This window comes from Amycolatopsis sp. NPDC051106 (assembly GCF_040682775.1).
In the GTDB taxonomy this organism is placed as follows: Bacteria; Actinomycetota; Actinomycetes; order Mycobacteriales; family Pseudonocardiaceae; genus Amycolatopsis.
In genome coordinates this window covers 103,410-119,074 of record NZ_JBFBBQ010000003.1, presented here as the reverse complement: position 1 = coordinate 119,074, position 15,665 = coordinate 103,410, and the positions used below count along the sequence as shown (strand labels likewise).

The window sequence follows — 15,665 nt, the reverse complement described above, 5'->3', positions numbered from 1 at the left end:
CGGGAGCCGGCCGCACGGAACCCGGCGAGCCGCAGGTCGAGGGGAGCGGCGGGAGGGAGCGCCGATGCGAACCGCGTCGCGCGGCAGCCGGCCGATCTCGACGGTGGGACACCGTGGGGCCGACGGGCCGAACCGCTCGACGGTCACCGATCTGCCCCTGACTGTGATGACTGCGGTGCCCGTTCGACGGCATGAGCCGAGCGCCTCTCACGGGCACGTCTCGCCGTGCTTCACCACCGTGAAGTCGATCTTCGAGGTCGGCGTGAGGGAGGCGCCGGGCGGAACGTTCTGGGCGCAGACACGCCAGTCGTGGTCCAGGACCTGGTGCCTGCCCGCGCCCGTGCCGTCGTGCGACGAGGTGTAGAACACGGAATTGCCGGTGATGCGCTGGATCCGGTCCTGGGCGTCTTGCAGGTCGCTGCCGACGAAATCCGGCATCGTCCAGCCGGTGGCCACGGTCGTGGACGGCGTCGTGGCGGTAGTGCTGGTCTCCGAGATCGCCGTGGTCGCCGCGGCGCTGGTGTCCGGGGGCGGGAGCGTGGCGGGCACAGCCGCCGAGGAGGCGGGCGAGGAGCCGGCGGTGGCACGAGGCGGCGACGCCGGAGCGATGATCAGCAGTGCGACGGCCGCCGCGACGGTCACCGCGCCGACCGTCGCGGCTCGCCGGGTGATCGCCGGCGGTGAGGCGGGCGGACGCGCCGGCGCCGTCTCGACACGGCGGCCGGGTGCCGGCGCTGCCCGCGTCAAGTCGCGCAGGATGTCCTCGGGGGACGGGACCAGCACGAGGGCGTCGCCGACGACCTTCCGGATCCACACCGGGAAGCCGGCGAGGTCGTCCGGGGACGCCGGTTCTCCCCAGGCACCGAGGAAAGGGCGCCCGTTCCACACCGCGTGGACCACCTCGGCCCAGCCGACGATGTCGTCACGGACGCTCGGCACCGTGCTCGTGCCGACCGACGCGAGGCGGCTGCGGTCGAACGCGCAGAGCAGCGCCCCGTGGTCACCGACCAGCACGTTGTCCGGGTGCACCGCACCGTGGACGGTGTCGTGCCCGCGCAGGTCCCGCAGCGCCGACATGACCGACACAGCGACCTCGTAGGTGAACTCGTCGTCGCCGCCCGCCCCGAGGTGTTCGGTCAGCGGCCGTCCGTCGCCGTGGTCGACGAGCAGGTACGGGCGGGTCCGGGCGACACCCGACTGCAGGGGCATCGCGACGTGCCGCGAACGAACGGCGAGCAGCGTCCGGTTCGCCGTCGGGTACCACGGGTCCCCGTCGTTCGCCGCGACCGTCAGGTACGCGGCCCGGTGTCCGCGCCGGACCTCGTACTCGTCGAACCGCGCGCCGCCCGGCCGGTGCCTCACGACGGTCCATCCATGGAACCGATCGCCGGGCCGGTACGGCGTCCGGGTGGGCACGCGGAGCGCGCCGGCCCGGATCCACAGCGTCGCCGCCACGACGGCGGGTGCGGTGAACAACGCGGCACCGAGGACCGCTGTGAGCAACGGGCCGGTGCCGCGGGCCGCGGAAACGGCCAGCCCGAGCAGACCGCCCAGCGCGGCGCCCGCGACCACCACCGCGGTCGCGACGAGCGGGCCGGACCGCTCCGGTGGACCGGCCGGAAGGAGGTTGTCCATGACGTCGATTGTCCTCACTTCCCGGAGAGTCTGGTGGGAATGTCCGGGACCGGTTCCAGTGCCCGCCGAAAGCCTCGCACCGGCCCCGCCGCATCGAGCGATGGTGTCCGATCCGGTCGCCCGGGGTTATCTTGAGGAAATGACCGACCCGGCGGGTTCCGAGTATCGAGCCGGGTGGCCGCCGTCCAGTTTTCTCGCATTGCTGCCCGACGAATCCCTGACGGCGTTGCTGGCCGCCGGGCAATTGGTCGGCTTCGCGGCGGACGAGGTCCTGGTCGACGAGGGAGCCGTCGGCGACGATGTCTTTCTCCTGCTGAGTTCGTACGTGAAGGTGACGGGCCGGATGGGCAAGCACGACGCCCTTCTCGCGGTTCGCGGCGCGGGAGACCTGATCGGCGAGTTCTCCGCCGTCGACGGGAATCCGCGGTCGGCCACGGTGCGGGCGTGTGGTCGCCGACCGGTGGTTGCCAGCCGGCTGTCCGCCGAGTCCTTCTGGGCCATCGTCGCCCGCGACCGGACCGTGGCGATGCTGGTGGCTTCGATCGTCGCGCACAAGGCGCGGGCGTCGAATCGCCGCCGGGTCGACTACACCGGCGTCGCGCCGCCCGTCCGGGTGGCCCGGCTGGTCCGGGAACTGGCCGAGCTGTACGGCACCGATGTCGGTGGCAGCGTGGTCATCGGGCTCGACCTGACCCAGCTGGAGCTGGGGTCGTTCGTGGGCGTGACCCGGGCGACCGCGGAGCGGGCGCTGCGGCAGCTGCGTGAGGCCGGCCTGCTCGAGACCGGCGGCCGCCGCCTGGTCGTCCGCGACCAGGCGGGGCTGGACGAGGTGGCGGCCGGGTTCCGGTCCCTCGGATGAGGGAAAGGGCGGTCGTCGGACGGCGGCGCCGCCACACTTGCGGTCGACGGGTTCGCGCGGTGGATGACGGGCAGGTGTGCGATGAGGGCGGTACGCGAAGATGATCGGGACGATCAGGAGCAGGCCGAAGTACTGCCGTTCGAGCCGCCCGGGCGCCGGAGGGCAGCCGTGCGGTTCGACTACGACATCGCCGTCTCGTTCTCGGGCAGGCAACGGTCCTATGTGCACGAGACGGTGCTCGCGGCGCGGCAGCTGGGCCTGCGCGTGTTCTACGACGAGGACATCAGCGGTGACTGGTGGGGCCGGAACGTCCTCGTCGAAATGCGCCGGGTCTACCGGACCGGAACCCGGTTCGTGGTCCCCTTCATCTCGGAGGAGTACCTGGCGTCGTCGTTCGGCATGGACGAACTCTGCTTCGCGATGAGCACCGCCTTGCGCCGCCCGGAGCCCTACATCCTGCCGGTGGTGTTCGGCGACATCGACCTGCCCGCCGACGTACTGCACGCCTACACGGTCTACCTCGACGCGTACAAGCACACCCCGCAGCAGCTCGCCGCGCGCATGCGGCAGCGGGTCGGCGGGGATTAGGCAGGGCACGTCCGCTCACTCACCGGCGACGTGCAGCCAGGCCGTGGCGGTGAAATCCTTACCGGGGATCTCGATCGCGATCTTGGTGAAGGTGGTGCCGGCCGGATCGTGGTCCGGGTCGCGAAAGACGTCTCGGTACAGCGGGTCGGACACCACCAGCACGAACGGAGCCTTCGGGTTGGCCTCGAGCGCCGTGCGGGCCTGCGTGCAGTCACGGAGCCGGGAGGCCGCGATCGGGGCACCTTTGTCCCAGCCCAGGGCATTGCGCTCGGAGAGCCCTCGGTCGATGCCGATCCGTTGCCGCAGCGCCGCTTCCGGCCGCAGATCGCGGTTGTGCTCGCGCAGCGCCGACAGCAGCTCGAAGTAGAACGCGCGCAGCACGGTTCGTTCGTCGATGGCCGGGCGGAACGTGAGGAGCAGGCCGTCGCCCTGCTCCTGCCTGTCGTCGAGCTCGACCCCGGTCGCCTCGGTCGCGCGGTCGAACACTTCCGCCGTACCCCGCTGCGCCCTTCCGCTGCCCAGGGGGCCGCGCCGGCTGAAGCCGGCGAGATCGGTCGCCACGAACAACCGAACCGCGGAACCGGCGTGGTGTCCGGGAACACCGGTGGCGAACGGCGTTTCCTTCGCCGCCGCAATCGGAACTCGGCGCCGTCGTGCCCCGAAGCTGCGGGACAGGTCCACCTCGCAGGTCATGCTGCCGGTCAGGTCGGTCCGGCCGGCGGGAACCTCGACGATCAGCCGGGTCCAGACGGTTCGCCCGGGCTCGGGCCGGTCGAAGTGCTGACGGAACCGGCTGCCGCCGATGATGTGCTCCGAGCCGGGAAGGTCCGGCGCGGCCACGACCCGGCAGTCCTCGGGGAAGGTCATGATCACGTCGGCAGTGCGGTAGGTCGTTCCGTGCGGCAGGAAGTCGAGTTCGGCGCCGTAGCGCAGTTCCACCAGCCTGGTTTCGGGTGGCGGACCGGCCGGGTCGCGCCAGGCGGTGACGTGCGCGCGCGGCGGGTGGAAAATAATCGCGGAAAGGACGGCATGGGTTTCGCCGGGCCCGCGGAGAGCGGGATCCGTCGAAACCAGTTCGACCCGTTCAGCCGGTTCGAGTGGCCATTCATTCGGATCCCCGTCATCAATCACGGCAAGTCCTCTTCTCTGTCGGCCGCGGACACCGCCGCGCGTGCAGTGTCGCATGTGGCGGGGGCGGACGAGTACGGTGGATTCCACGGCGTGTGGATCGCTGAAAGGATCGGCGTGATCGAAATGGCGAGCGTCCGATTGTTGTCACGTTTTTGTCCTTTCCGGCCGTTCAAGATCGAGAGGCGAGCATGACCGCGGACGAAGTCGAGCGTCGGATCGCCGAGCTGTCCGGCTGGCTCACGGGACTCGTCGACGGCAGCGACGAGCAGCGTGCGACACGGGCCGAGCTGGCCGCGGCGCTGGCGGTCCGCTACGTCCTGCACGGCGGAGCGGATTCCGACCGGGTCCGGGCCACCGAGCTGGCCGATCTGGTGCTGGCCGACCCGGCGAGCATCGACGGGCAGCGTGACCGGATGTCCCAGGTGGCGCTGATGTTGACCATGGTGGGCCGGACTTCGGCCGAAGCCCTGCGCGACCATCCCGTCCCGGACCTCGGTGCCGTCCTGCGGACCGCGGAATGGGTCGCGCGAACCGGCCCGGAAGGGGTGCGGGCCGGGGTCGACGAGATGCGAGACCGGCTGTCGGCCGTCACCGGTGTGGCCTCGTGGCCGCCCGAGATCCGCACGCTGTTCGCCCTCATGTCGCCCGTCGCAGACCTGATGGTGGCGGGCGCCGCGCCTCTGCCCGAAGCGACCGTGGCCAAGCTCAACGAGGTGCTGGACGACGCCCCGCAGACCGACAACCCGGGAATCGAGCTGCTGCGCTCGATGATGCCCATGATCACGCCGGCGGCGAAACCGGCCGTGCAGGCGGACCGGCTGCGACAGCAGCTGGCCGGGCTGCCGGAAGACCACATGCTCACGCCGATGCTCCGGGCCGATCTCGCCACGATCCTGGTGGGCGGGGCCGGGCATGGCAGCCTGGACGACCTCCGGGAAGCGGCGGAGCTGCTGAAGCGGGCGTCGTCCGTGCCCGAGGCACATCCGCTGTCCGACAGCATCCGGCGTCAGCTCGCCGGTGCCCTGGTGGTTTCCGCCGCGGCGGAACCCACCCCGGACCGGATCGCCCAGGCGCAGGAGATCGTCGACCAGGTGCTGGCCCGGACCGGCGAAGCAGGGCCCGCCCAGCAAGGCGCGGATCTCCTGTTGCGGTCCATGCTGGCGCTCCTGCGCGACACCCGGGGAGACCCCGGACAGACCACGGCGGGGGTCAACGATCTCCTGGAAGCCGTCCGGATTCTACCTGCCGACGACGACCTGCATGCCGTCGCGATCGGCCTGGTCGGCGGCGTCCTGGCCGACCGGCATCTCGTCGGAGGCCTGATCGAGGACGCCGACTCGGCCGCGCTGCTGTTGGACAAGGCGGTGGTGTCGGCCGGGGACGGCCCCGTTGGCCCCTGGGCGGTGATCGCCATGGCGGCCGCGTTGGTCGGCGTCAGCCGCGCCCTGCGAACCGGGAACGACGCCGATCTCGCTGTCGCGGCCGAGCGGCTGGACGAGGCGACGGCCCTACTGCCCGCGGCGCACGTGATGCGGCCGAGAGCCGAGCTCATGTCGGGGCTCGCCGGGCTGCGGCTGGCGCTGATCGGCGCGAAGAACGTCCGGGAGTCCGTCGGCGCCCTGCAGGCACGTCTCACTGCCGGCCCCGTGCCGGGACAATCCGTCAACATGTTCGTGCTCGCGGCTGACACCGCCGCTGCGTTGGCCGGCGCCCTCGACGGCGGTTCCGTGGAGGTCCTCGCCGGAATCGAGCGGCTCGAAGCCCAGCTGGACCGGGTCACGCTCCCTCAGGACCAGACGACGATGTGGGCTCTGTTGGGCCTCGCCTACCTGACGGCTCACGAACGAGGCATCGGTCCGGCCGATGCGGCGAGCCGTGCGGTGACGCATCTCGAGCAGGCCCGGCATTCGGCCGACGGCGTGGAGGTGCTCGAGGTCCTCCGTGCCCTCGCGCGCGCCTGCCGGGCTGCGGGGCAGAGTGAACTCGCCTGCCGCCACGGCTTCGCGGCACTCGAGGAACAGGCAGGTCTCGTCCTGCTGCAGACCGGGGTCGGCCACGCCGTGCTCACCGCGCGGGGCGCGGCCGCGGACGCGGCCATCCTCGCCGGGTGGTGCCTGGCCACCGACGACGCCGGTGCGGCTCTTCGCGCGATCGAACTCGGCCGCGGGCTGGCGCTGCACGCGGCGACTTCGACCCTGGAAGTGCCGGCGATGCTGCGCGAACTCGGTCACCCGGACCTGGCCGAAGCGTGGGCGGACCACACCCGGGAGGGCCGGCCGGCCACCGATCCGGAGCTGGTCACCAGCGGTGGCCTGCGCCATCGCGTGCTGGAGGTGCTGCGCGAGAGCTCGGCCGGGAGCAGGCTGTTCGTCGCGCCGTCGATGGCCGCAGTCGCCGGCGAGCTGACCGGCAACGACATCGAAGCCCTTGTGTACGTCGTGCCCGGCACGGAGGGGGCGCCCGGGCGCCTGATCGGCGTCCACCGGAACGGCCGGCCGATCATCCGCGAACTGCCGGACCTGGTCATGCGATCGGACGGGCCGCTCGCCGAGTTCATCGCCGCCGACCAGAACACCCCCGCCGAGTGGAAGGCGGCGTTGGAAGCGCTGTGCGACTGGGCCGGTACCGCCGTGCTGAGCACGGTTCTGGAAGAGGTCGGCCGCGGCCGCCGGGTCGTGCTGGTCCCGTTGGGAGAGCTGGGAATCGTGTCGTGGCCGGCCGCCCGGCTCGGCGAGTCCCGGCTCGGCGAGTCCCGGTTCGGCTGCACCGAGCTGATCCTGTCCACCGCGGCGTCGGCGCGCCAGTTCCTGGACAGCGTGCGCCGGCCCGCGCAGCCGATCGGCCGCGCACCCGTCTTGGTGACCGACCCTCGGGGAAACCTCGGGTTCGCCGCGGAAGAGGCGCTGGTGCTGCACGACGTCTTCTACCCAGGAGCAGTGCTGCTGGGAGACTTGCGTGGATTCGAGTCCGACGAGGATGGCGCACCGCTACCGAAGGCTTTGCCCGCGACGCCGGCCGCGTTCCTCGCCCACGTCCCCGGAGCCGGCACGGCAGGCGCCTCACTGCTGCATTTGAGCTGTCACGCCGAAGTCGGCACCGCGGCCGAGGCATCCCGGCTGGTGCTCACCGAGGACCTGCCCATCGACACCGTGCTCCGGCACGCCGCTCGCCGCGAACCGGGCAATCCCGGCGGGACCGTCGTCCTGACCTCCTGCAGCAGCGACCTGACCGCGGTCGACTACGACGAAGCGCTCACCCTCGCCACCGCTTTCCTGGCCGCCGGCGCGGTCACCGTGATCGGATCCCGGTGGGAGACCGGCGATCGCGGCACCGCGGTCCTGATGTTCGCGATACACCACTTCCTCGTCCGGAGACGGTTCCCACCCGCCGAAGCGCTGCGAGCCGCCCAGCTCTGGATGCTCGACCCCGCCCGTGAACCGCTGGCCGACCTGCCCGAAGCCATGATCGGCGACCTGGCCCTGCCGGAAACGACCGACGTGACGATCTGGGGAGCCTTCACGCACCACGGCCGCTGACGCCGGTTCGAGACCGTCAAACAGGTCGCGAACCGGCCGGCAGGGTGCGTGCCAGGAAGCCGGTCGTCAGCGCCCAGGCGCGGGCCGCCGCCTCCGGGTGGTGGAACATCGGGGCCACGTTGTTGTGGAACGCGTGCCCCGCCTCCTCCTGCACGTGGATCTCCGCTCCCGGGTGGGAAGCGACGGCCGCCTCGACAAGCGCCACGTCCGCGCGCGGGATGTACGGGTCCTGGCCGCCGAAGTGGAACTGGATCGGGCACGTGATCTTTGCCAGGTCCGCGATCTGCGCGGCCACCGTCGAGCCGTAGAACGACACCGCGACGTCCGGGTCGCCCTCGGCCGCCGCCGCGAACGCCAGTGATCCGCCCAGGCAGAACCCCAGCACCCCGACCCCGCCGGACACCGCGGGCAGGGCGCGGAGGTGGGCCACCGTCGCCAGAACGTCCGCGAGCCCGAGCGCCGGGTCGAAGGCGGCCGCCACCTCCATCGACGCCGCCACGCCCGCTTCGTCGTGCGTGGACGACCAGCCGGGCGCCGTCCGCCGGAACAGCTCCGGGACCGCCACCACGTACCCCGCGGCGGCCAGCTCCGCCGCCACCGAGCGCAGGTAGTCGTCCAGTCCGAAGATCTCCTGGATCAGCACCAGGCCCGGGCCGCGACCCGAGGGCGGCTGCCACACCGGGAGGTCCGTCGGCACGTCGGTCATCGGAAGGCCCTTTCCAGGATGTCGGCGACCAGTTCGGCCTGGTGGCCGTCCGGGTCGAGGTCGGGGTCGAACACCGTCAGCTCGAAGCCCGCCGCGCCCGGCCTGGCCAGCAGCTCCCGCAGGACCGAGACCAGCGTGGCCGGATCGAGGCCGCCGGGGTCGGGACTGTCCACTGCGGACACGTACGCCGGGTCGAGGACGTCGATGTCGACGTGGATCCAGAAGCCGTCCAGCTCAGGGAACGACGGCACCGGCGTCGAAGCCATCAGCGCTTCCGAGGTGACGAACGGGATCCCCGCGGCGCGCAAGTGTGTCGACTCGGCCGTCCGCACCCCGAGGACCAGGACGTCGCCGTCGCGGACGTACGGCCGCAGCCCGTCGATGTCGGCGAGGTCGTCGGCACCGCGGCCGGTCATGATCGCCAGGTCCTCGCCCGCCGCCGCGCCGACGTGGTCCGCGATGCCCAGGTGGCGGAAGTCGTCGTGGCCGTCCAGGTAGGCGATGCCGTACCGGCCGGACCGGCGCAGCGCCAGCATCGCGCCCAGCGAGATCGAACAGTCGCCGCCCAGCACCACCGGGAACCCACCCGAAGACCGGACTGCCGCCACCCGCGAAGCCAGCGCACGCGTGTACGACGCGATGGCCGCCGAGTTGCGGACCCCGTCGCCCGGCGACCACGTGCCGACGTACCGCCCCGGCGTCACGACGCCGCCGTCGGCCGCGCCCAGGCGGTCGAGGATGCCGAGGTCGCGCAGCACGCCGGGGGTCTTGTAGCAGCCGGGCACCGCGCCCTCGGCCGGTGGCCGCAGGCCCAGGTTGGACGGCGCGTCGATCAGGACGTAGTTCCCCACCCGGTCACCGTACTGGCTCCGCGGCCGGAGGCGTCCTAGGTTGAGGTGCCGACCAAGGAGGCGCGATGGCCGAGAAGACCAAGTACGTCCTGGACGAAGACGAGCTGCCGACCCAGTGGTACAACGTCATCCCCGACCTGCCGGAGCCGCCGCCCCCGCCGCTGCACCCCGGCACCCGGGAACCCGTCGGCCCGGACGACCTGGCCCCGCTCTTCCCGCAGGCCCTCATCGCCCAGGAAGTGACGACTGATCGCTATGTCGACATCCCGGAGGAGGTCCGGGAGGTCTACCGGCTCTGGCGGCCGTCGCCGTTGTACCGGGCGCGCCGATTGGAGAAGGCGCTCGGCACCCCGGCGCGGATCTACTACAAGTACGAAGGCGTCAGCCCGGTCGGCTCGCACAAACCGAACACCGCCGTGCCGCAGGCGTTCTACAACGCGGCCGAAGGCGTCACCCGGCTGACCACCGAGACCGGCGCCGGCCAGTGGGGGAGCGCGCTCGCCTTCGCCTGCGCCCAGTACGGGCTGGAGTGCGAGGTGTGGCAGGTCCGCGCGTCCTACGACCAGAAGCCCTACCGCAAGCTGATGATGGAGACGTTCGGCGCGACCGTCCACCCGAGCCCGTCCGAGCTGACCGCGTCCGGCCGGGCGATCCTCGAGGAGCACCCCGATTCGACGGGCAGCCTCGGCATCGCGATCAGCGAGGCCGTCGAGCAGGCGGCGCAGGACCCGGACGCGCGGTACGCGCTGGGCAGCGTCCTCAACCACGTGCTGCTGCACCAGACGATCATCGGCGAAGAGGCGCTGAAGCAGTTCGAGCTGGCCGGGGACACCCCGGACCTGCTGGTCGGCTGCACCGGCGGCGGGTCGAACTTCGGCGGGCTCGCGTTCCCCTTCCTGCGGGAGAAGCTGGCCGGCCGGATGGACCCGGTGATCCGCGCGGTCGAGCCGGCCGCGTGCCCGTCGCTCACACGGGGGAAGTACGCCTACGACTTCGGCGACACCGCCGGGCTCACGCCGTTGCTGAAGATGCACACGCTCGGCCACGACTTCATCCCGGACCCGATCCACGCGGGCGGCCTGCGCTACCACGGGATGTCGCCGCTCATCTCGCACATCTACGAGCTCGGGCTGATCGAAGCGATCGCGATCGGGCAGCAGGAGTGCTTCTCGGCGGGCGTGCGGTTCGCGCGGTCCGAAGGCATCATCCCGGCACCGGAGCCGACGCACGCGCTCGCCGCGTGCATCCAGGAAGCGTTGCGGTGCAAGGAAACCGGCGAAGAGAAGGTGATCCTCACGGCGCTGTGCGGCCACGCGCACCTGGACCTGCCGGCCTACGGCGCCTACCTGGCGGGCGACATGGTGGACAACGAGCTGTCCGCGGCAACCCTCGACGCGTCGCTGGCCACCCTCCCCTGACCCGGAGCGCCCCACATTGGGTGCGTGGGACGCACCCAACGCCACATTGGGGCGCTCGAGCTGGAGTCAGAGGACGTCGGGGACTTCGGGGCGGATGAGCTCGGTGTGGGGGCTCGCGAGGATCACCTGGTTCCGGCCCGCCGCCTTCGCCGCGAACACCGCGTCGTCCGCGGCCTGCAGCAGGATCGTGTACTCCGTCGCCGTTTCCGGGTACACCGCCGCGCCGATCGACGCCGTCAGGCCGTCGATCACCTCGGGCTTGCCCGGGCGGACCACCGGGACCGGCACCTCGGTCCGCGCGATCGCCGTGCGGATGCGGTCCGCGATGGCGATGATCTCCGTGCTCGTCGCGCCCGGGAGCAGCACCACGAACTCGTCGCCGCCGAAGCGGCCGACGTAGTCGCCGCTGCGCACCGAACTCTGGATCGCCGCCGCGATCGCGCGCAGGACCTCGTCGCCCGCCAGGTGGCCGTTGCCGTCGTCGATGGCCTTGAAGTGGTCCAGGTCGATCATCAGCACGCCCGCGGTCGACGACAGCTCGGCGGCGCGGGCCAGTTCGTTGCGCGCCAGCTGGACCCAGAACTCCGGCGCGAGCAGCGCGGTTTTGGAGTCCGTGCGCGCCGCCGCCTGGAACTGCGGCAGCAGCAGGCCGATGTGCAGCGCCACCGGCGTCACCATGAGCACCGGCAGCAGCCACGGCCGGACCGTCATCACCAGCGCGATCCCGCAGCCGACGCCGACCGCGGCCAGCACGATCAGCACGTCCGACGGGTTCCCGAACGCCTGCCGCGGCGGCTTGCCCGGGTTGCTCATCACGATCGCGAGGATCACCAGCACGTAGTTGAGTCCGAAGTAGACGATCCCGGACAGCAGCAGCGCGGTCATCCCGCCGAACCCGTCCAGGTACGGCACGTACGGCGCCACGTGCCCGGTGCCGGCCGACAGCACGGCACCGGCCGCGAAACAAGCGAGAATGACGGTGGCCCCGGAGAATACTTTCCGGTGAATCACACCCCGTCGTTTGTACACGCGGACCCAGGAATGGGCATAACTGACGACGATGACGAGCGTGGCCAGCGGCGGCGGCAGCAGGAGCAGCCCGGCGAAGATCCAGATCGACTGCAGGTGCATGTGCGGCCGGCCGTCGGCGGCGAGCTCGCGGATGCGCTCGATGCGTTGCGCCGCTTCGAGGTGCACGACCTCACCGGCCAGGATCAGGCCGCACCAGAGGAGGGACTGAGCGGTGATCGGCACCAGCGCCGCTGTCGCGGCGATCGCGACCAGCGCCAGCGCGTCGATGACGAGGACGTAGCCGAACACCGGAGTGGGCAGTTTCCACATCGCCCACGTACGGATACCCGATCGTGGACGTTCTGAGCTGGGCTTTCGCCCTTGGGACCCGGACAATCCCACGAAACGCCCTTCTGCTCAGAACGGAACCCCTTCGCGGAAATCGTCACTGTAATCGAATGAACGCGGTGTGTCACTAGGCTGGTCGGGCTACCGTCCGGTCACGCACCGTGCACCATCCCTACGAACAGGAGAAAATCATGTCGCACTTCCTGCCCAACGCCAACATCGTCCCGTCCCGCCGGCGCGCGCAGCGGCCGACCGACTGGACGCGGCAGCTCCCCACCGACTGGACCCGCGCGATCCCGACGGACTGGACCCCGCGGCAGCTGCCGACCGACTGGACCGCGCGCGAACTGCCCACCGACTGGACTGTGCGCGAGCTGCCGACCGACTGGAACCGTCCCGGCGTCTCGTCACCGCTGCCGCAGTGCCCGACCGATTGGACCCCGCGGCAGATCCCGACCGACTGGACGCGGTCCTGACCGGGGCCCGGTGACCGGCGACCCCGCCGGTCACCGGGGTTCCGGTTGCGCACGCCGCCACAACGCCGCCGCGCCGAGGGCGGCCACCACGCCGATCGCCCCGGCCCCGGCGACGACCCCGTGCGGTGCCGCGCGTTCGGCGGCGAGCCCGGCCAGCACCACGCCCAGTCCCTGCGACACCCGCAACGCCGTCAACGCGAAGCCGAACGCCTGCGCGCGCTGGGCGTCCGGGGTCAGCTGGACGAACGTCGTGTTGGCGATGAGGTTGTACGAGCTGGCCACTCCCGACAGGGTCAGCAGCGCCAGCGTGCCCGGCAGGTCCGGCCGCAGCGCGCACCCCAGCAACGCCGCACAGGCCAGCACCGCCAGCGGCCCGAGCAGCGGGGCGCGCCGATCGGGCGGGATCCGCGACAACGCCGCCATCCCGATGACGTTGCCCAGCGCGTACGCCCCGAGCAGCAGCCCGACCACCACCGCGCCGCCGCCCAGTTCGGCCGCGTACGGCGCCGCGATCGCCTCACCCGCGATGTAGATCCCCGACACGCACCCCAGCGCGACCAGCGCGAGCCGCCGCCGGTCGCCGACCACCACCGTCCAGCCCGCCCGCACGTGCCGCCACCAGCGGACACCGGACGACTCCCGCGGGGGCCGGGACCGGACCCCGGCGACCAGGAACAGCGCCGACGCCGCGAAGCTCACGGCGTCCGCGAGCAGGGCGCCGCCGGTGCCGATGAGCGCCACGAGCAGCCCGCCGAGGGCGAACCCGGCGACCTGGCCCACCTGCACCAGCATCATCAGCAGGCCCATCCCGGGCACGAACGTCTCGCCCGGCAGCACCTGCGGCAGCAACGCGGCGCGCGCGGAGTTCCACACCGGGTTGACCAGCTGGACGCCGATCAGCAGGGCCGCCACCGCCGGCAGCGGGAGGCCCGGCCAGGCCATCACGGCAACCGTCAGCGCGCGCAGCACGTCGGACAGGACCATCACCGCGCGCGGGGGGTGGCGGTCGGCTAGGCCGGACAGCAGCGGCCCGCCCACGAGGTCGGGCAGGAAGGTCAGTGCGTACGTCAGCGCGGCCCAGCCCGGCGAGTTCGTCCGGTCGTAGACCAGGATCGACAGCGCGACCCGCGCCAGCTGGTCCCCGGTGACCGAGACGAGCTGGGCGGAGAACAGCGCCCGGAACTCGGCCACCGCCAGGACGTCCCGGAACCCGACCGCACGCGCCGTCATGGGCACCCACGGTACCTCCGCGGACGCGCTGCGTGAACGGCCGTTAGGAGGTCACTGGCCTTCGCCGCACGTGATTTTCGGCTGCGGGTTGTAGTGGACGGTCCGGGTCGACCGGCTGACCTCACGGCCGGTGGCGGCGTCCTTGAGCACGCGGGTGTCGCTCGTGGTGAACCCCGGTGCGCCGTTCGACGCGTGGCAGTTCTCCGCCGGGCCCGGCTTGGGCTGCGGGTCGCTCGGGTTCGAGCGGCCGCCGGCGATCGACTCGACGGTGTACCGCTTGGTGCCCCACAGCTTCACGGTGATCGACGACGGCGACCAGATCGCCTGGATCGCGATGCCGGTCGGCGAGTCGTTCGTGAACTTGAGGTCGATCACGCTGGAGCCGTTGGGGTTCTGGAACACCGTCGCCTCGCGCGCGGCGGGGTAGCGGCTGATGTAGTAGCTGTGCTCCTTGTGCCCGGCGTCCTTCATGCCCGCGAAGTACGCCGCGTTGTACAGCGTCGTCGCGAACTGCGAGATGCCGCCGCCGACCTCGCGCCCCGGCGCGCCGTCCTTGATCACGCCCGCCTCGACGTAGCCCTGCGGCTTGCCGCGCGGGCCGGTGAACCCGTTGAGGCTGAAGGTTTCCCCGGGCTTGACGATCGCGCCGTTGACCTTCTGCGCCACGACGCGGATGTTGGTGCCGGAGTCGGCCGCGAAGCCACCGGTGGTGAACTCGCCGACGACCTCCTTGACGCCCAGCTGGTTCGCCTGCTCGGTGGTCACCTTGGCCGGGCTGTCCTTGTAGATCGCGGCCACCTCGCGGCCGTCGGTCTTCTTGAGGACGTCGGGCAGCGGCTTGAGGCTCGGGTCCCAGTCGATGGTCCGGCCGTCGGTGGAGGGGTCGACCGCGGGCTTGCCGCCCTCGAAGACGATGGTCGCCTCCTTGCCCTCCTTCTCGGTGGACTTCAGCTGCGGCTTGGCGGCTTCGGCGATCTTGGCGTTGTCGATCTTCGGCGTGAGACCGCCGCCGTCGGCGGGCTCGAAGCTCAGCGCCGCGGCGATCGCGTCCGGCTTGACGGTGGCGTTCTTGCCGTCGCCCTTGACCACCAGCGGGCCCGAGACGGCGGGGCGCGCGAACTGCTCCAGCGCGGCCTGGACGCCTTCGGGGGTGGTGCGGACCGGCGTGCTGGTGACCGGCAGCGCCAGGGTCTCCCCGCGCGCCCACTTCTCGACGACGGCGGCCTTCGCGGCTCCGACGTCGAGCTTCTGCCCGGGCTTCGGCGCGACGGCGACCGGGTTCGTGCCCTCGAACTTCACGGTGCCCTCGGCCGGTTCGCGGTCGACCTGGCCGCGGAGGCCGTCGAGGGCGGCGGCGAGCTTGGCGTCGTCGGCGTGGCTGACGACGCCGACCTCGCGGCTGGAGAACAGCGACGCGAGCCGGGTGAACGGGTTCAGCGGCTGCTCGCCGGCCTGGTCGAGGGTCTGCGGCCAGTCGAGCTTCAGCCCGGCGATGGTCGGCGACAGCGAACCCCGGACGTCGCCCGCGGTCACGGCGAGCGGGCGCGTCAGCCGCGGTTCGATCTGCCCGCGCAGCTCCTGCTCGGCGGCCTGGCGGTCCATCCCGCCGACGTCGATCCCCGCCACGGTCACGCCGCGCGGGACGCTGCCCTGGCTGACCAGCAGGTCGATGCCGTAGACCGCGACGAGCACGGCGAAGGCGCCGCCGGCGATCAGGCCGGCCTTGCGCGGGTTGATCCGCCGGGCGAGCTTCTGCGCCGGCGTGAGGGCCGGCTCCGGCTCCGGCTCCGGCCGGACGACCGGCAGGACGTCCGTCTGCTCACCGTGTGACTCGGGCCAGCGCGGTTCGTACGGCAACTCTCCACCCCTTCAACGC

Annotated in this window: 12 protein-coding genes; 5 read left to right on the top strand and 7 right to left on the bottom strand. The window is 71.9% G+C overall.

Features of this window, described 5'->3' with window-relative positions; genetic code table 11:
- Positions 1-207 precede the first annotated feature (207 nt).
- On the bottom strand, positions 208-1,635 hold the full coding sequence (locus tag AB0M83_RS03795; protein ID WP_364511991.1) for a hypothetical protein: 1,428 nt from the start codon (positions 1,633-1,635) through the stop codon (positions 208-210).
- A gap of 139 nt (positions 1,636-1,774) precedes the next feature.
- Between AB0M83_RS03795 and AB0M83_RS03790 the strand changes: the two genes are divergently transcribed.
- Together AB0M83_RS03790 and AB0M83_RS03785 are read left to right on the top strand one after the other, a co-directional pair.
- Positions 1,775-2,494: a Crp/Fnr family transcriptional regulator gene (locus AB0M83_RS03790; RefSeq protein ID WP_364511989.1), complete on the top strand. Its 720-nt coding sequence runs from the start codon at positions 1,775-1,777 to the stop codon at positions 2,492-2,494.
- 81 nt (positions 2,495-2,575) lie between these two features.
- Entirely contained in the window at positions 2,576-3,082 is a 507-nt protein-coding gene (locus tag AB0M83_RS03785; RefSeq protein WP_364511986.1) for a TIR domain-containing protein, read from the top strand.
- A gap of 15 nt (positions 3,083-3,097) precedes the next feature.
- On the opposite strand, the gene AB0M83_RS03780 is transcribed toward AB0M83_RS03785, so the two are convergent.
- Positions 3,098-4,300, bottom strand: a complete 1,203-nt coding sequence (locus AB0M83_RS03780; protein WP_364511983.1) for a hypothetical protein — start codon at positions 4,298-4,300, stop codon at positions 3,098-3,100.
- A gap of 101 nt (positions 4,301-4,401) precedes the next feature.
- On the opposite strand from AB0M83_RS03780, the gene AB0M83_RS03775 reads away from it, so the two are divergent.
- Positions 4,402-7,749, top strand: a complete 3,348-nt coding sequence (locus AB0M83_RS03775) for a CHAT domain-containing protein (RefSeq protein WP_364511981.1) — start codon at positions 4,402-4,404, stop codon at positions 7,747-7,749.
- A 16-nt stretch (positions 7,750-7,765) separates the two neighbouring features.
- Here AB0M83_RS03775 and AB0M83_RS03770 read toward each other — a convergent pair whose 3' ends face one another.
- Together AB0M83_RS03770 and AB0M83_RS03765 are read right to left on the bottom strand one after the other, a co-directional pair.
- Entirely contained in the window at positions 7,766-8,455 is a 690-nt protein-coding gene (locus tag AB0M83_RS03770; RefSeq protein ID WP_364511978.1) for a dienelactone hydrolase family protein, read from the bottom strand.
- On the bottom strand, positions 8,452-9,306 hold the full coding sequence (locus AB0M83_RS03765) for an arginase family protein (protein WP_364511976.1): 855 nt from the start codon (positions 9,304-9,306) through the stop codon (positions 8,452-8,454). The genes AB0M83_RS03770 and AB0M83_RS03765 overlap by 4 nt, the downstream gene beginning before the upstream one ends.
- Before the next feature lie 65 nt (positions 9,307-9,371).
- On the opposite strand from AB0M83_RS03765, the gene AB0M83_RS03760 reads away from it, so the two are divergent.
- Positions 9,372-10,724, top strand: a complete 1,353-nt coding sequence (locus tag AB0M83_RS03760) for a TrpB-like pyridoxal phosphate-dependent enzyme (RefSeq protein ID WP_364511974.1) — start codon at positions 9,372-9,374, stop codon at positions 10,722-10,724.
- 66 nt (positions 10,725-10,790) lie between these two features.
- On the opposite strand, the gene AB0M83_RS03755 is transcribed toward AB0M83_RS03760, so the two are convergent.
- Positions 10,791-12,065 (bottom strand): diguanylate cyclase, encoded by a 1,275-nt coding sequence (locus AB0M83_RS03755; RefSeq protein WP_364511971.1) that lies wholly within the window; start codon positions 12,063-12,065, stop codon positions 10,791-10,793.
- Between the two features lie 209 nt (positions 12,066-12,274).
- Between AB0M83_RS03755 and AB0M83_RS03750 the strand changes: the two genes are divergently transcribed.
- Positions 12,275-12,559 carry a hypothetical protein gene (locus AB0M83_RS03750; protein WP_364511969.1) on the top strand — a complete coding sequence of 95 codons (285 nt, stop codon included), beginning with the start codon at positions 12,275-12,277 and terminating at the stop codon, positions 12,557-12,559.
- A gap of 30 nt (positions 12,560-12,589) precedes the next feature.
- Here AB0M83_RS03750 and AB0M83_RS03745 read toward each other — a convergent pair whose 3' ends face one another.
- Together AB0M83_RS03745 and AB0M83_RS03740 are read right to left on the bottom strand one after the other, a co-directional pair.
- The gene (locus tag AB0M83_RS03745) at positions 12,590-13,789 is read right to left on the bottom strand and encodes an MFS transporter (RefSeq protein WP_364511966.1); all 1,200 of its coding nucleotides are present in this window, start codon (positions 13,787-13,789) and stop codon (positions 12,590-12,592) included.
- Between the two features lie 51 nt (positions 13,790-13,840).
- Entirely contained in the window at positions 13,841-15,646 is a 1,806-nt protein-coding gene (locus AB0M83_RS03740; protein ID WP_364511963.1) for a VanW family protein, read from the bottom strand.
- Positions 15,647-15,665 lie beyond the last annotated feature (19 nt).

Coding starts and splice junctions, on each gene's coding strand:
- AB0M83_RS03795 (WP_364511991.1), bottom strand. CDS start 1,635: ATGGACAACCTCCTTCCGGCCGGTCCACCGGAGCGGTCCGGCCCGCTC.
- AB0M83_RS03790 (WP_364511989.1), top strand. CDS start 1,775: ATGACCGACCCGGCGGGTTCCGAGTATCGAGCCGGGTGGCCGCCGTCC.
- AB0M83_RS03785 (WP_364511986.1), top strand. CDS start 2,576: ATGAGGGCGGTACGCGAAGATGATCGGGACGATCAGGAGCAGGCCGAA.
- AB0M83_RS03775 (WP_364511981.1), top strand. CDS start 4,402: ATGACCGCGGACGAAGTCGAGCGTCGGATCGCCGAGCTGTCCGGCTGG.
- AB0M83_RS03770 (WP_364511978.1), bottom strand. CDS start 8,455: ATGACCGACGTGCCGACGGACCTCCCGGTGTGGCAGCCGCCCTCGGGT.
- AB0M83_RS03760 (WP_364511974.1), top strand. CDS start 9,372: ATGGCCGAGAAGACCAAGTACGTCCTGGACGAAGACGAGCTGCCGACC.
- AB0M83_RS03755 (WP_364511971.1), bottom strand. CDS start 12,065: ATGTGGAAACTGCCCACTCCGGTGTTCGGCTACGTCCTCGTCATCGAC.
- AB0M83_RS03750 (WP_364511969.1), top strand. CDS start 12,275: ATGTCGCACTTCCTGCCCAACGCCAACATCGTCCCGTCCCGCCGGCGC.
- AB0M83_RS03745 (WP_364511966.1), bottom strand. CDS start 13,789: ATGACGGCGCGTGCGGTCGGGTTCCGGGACGTCCTGGCGGTGGCCGAG.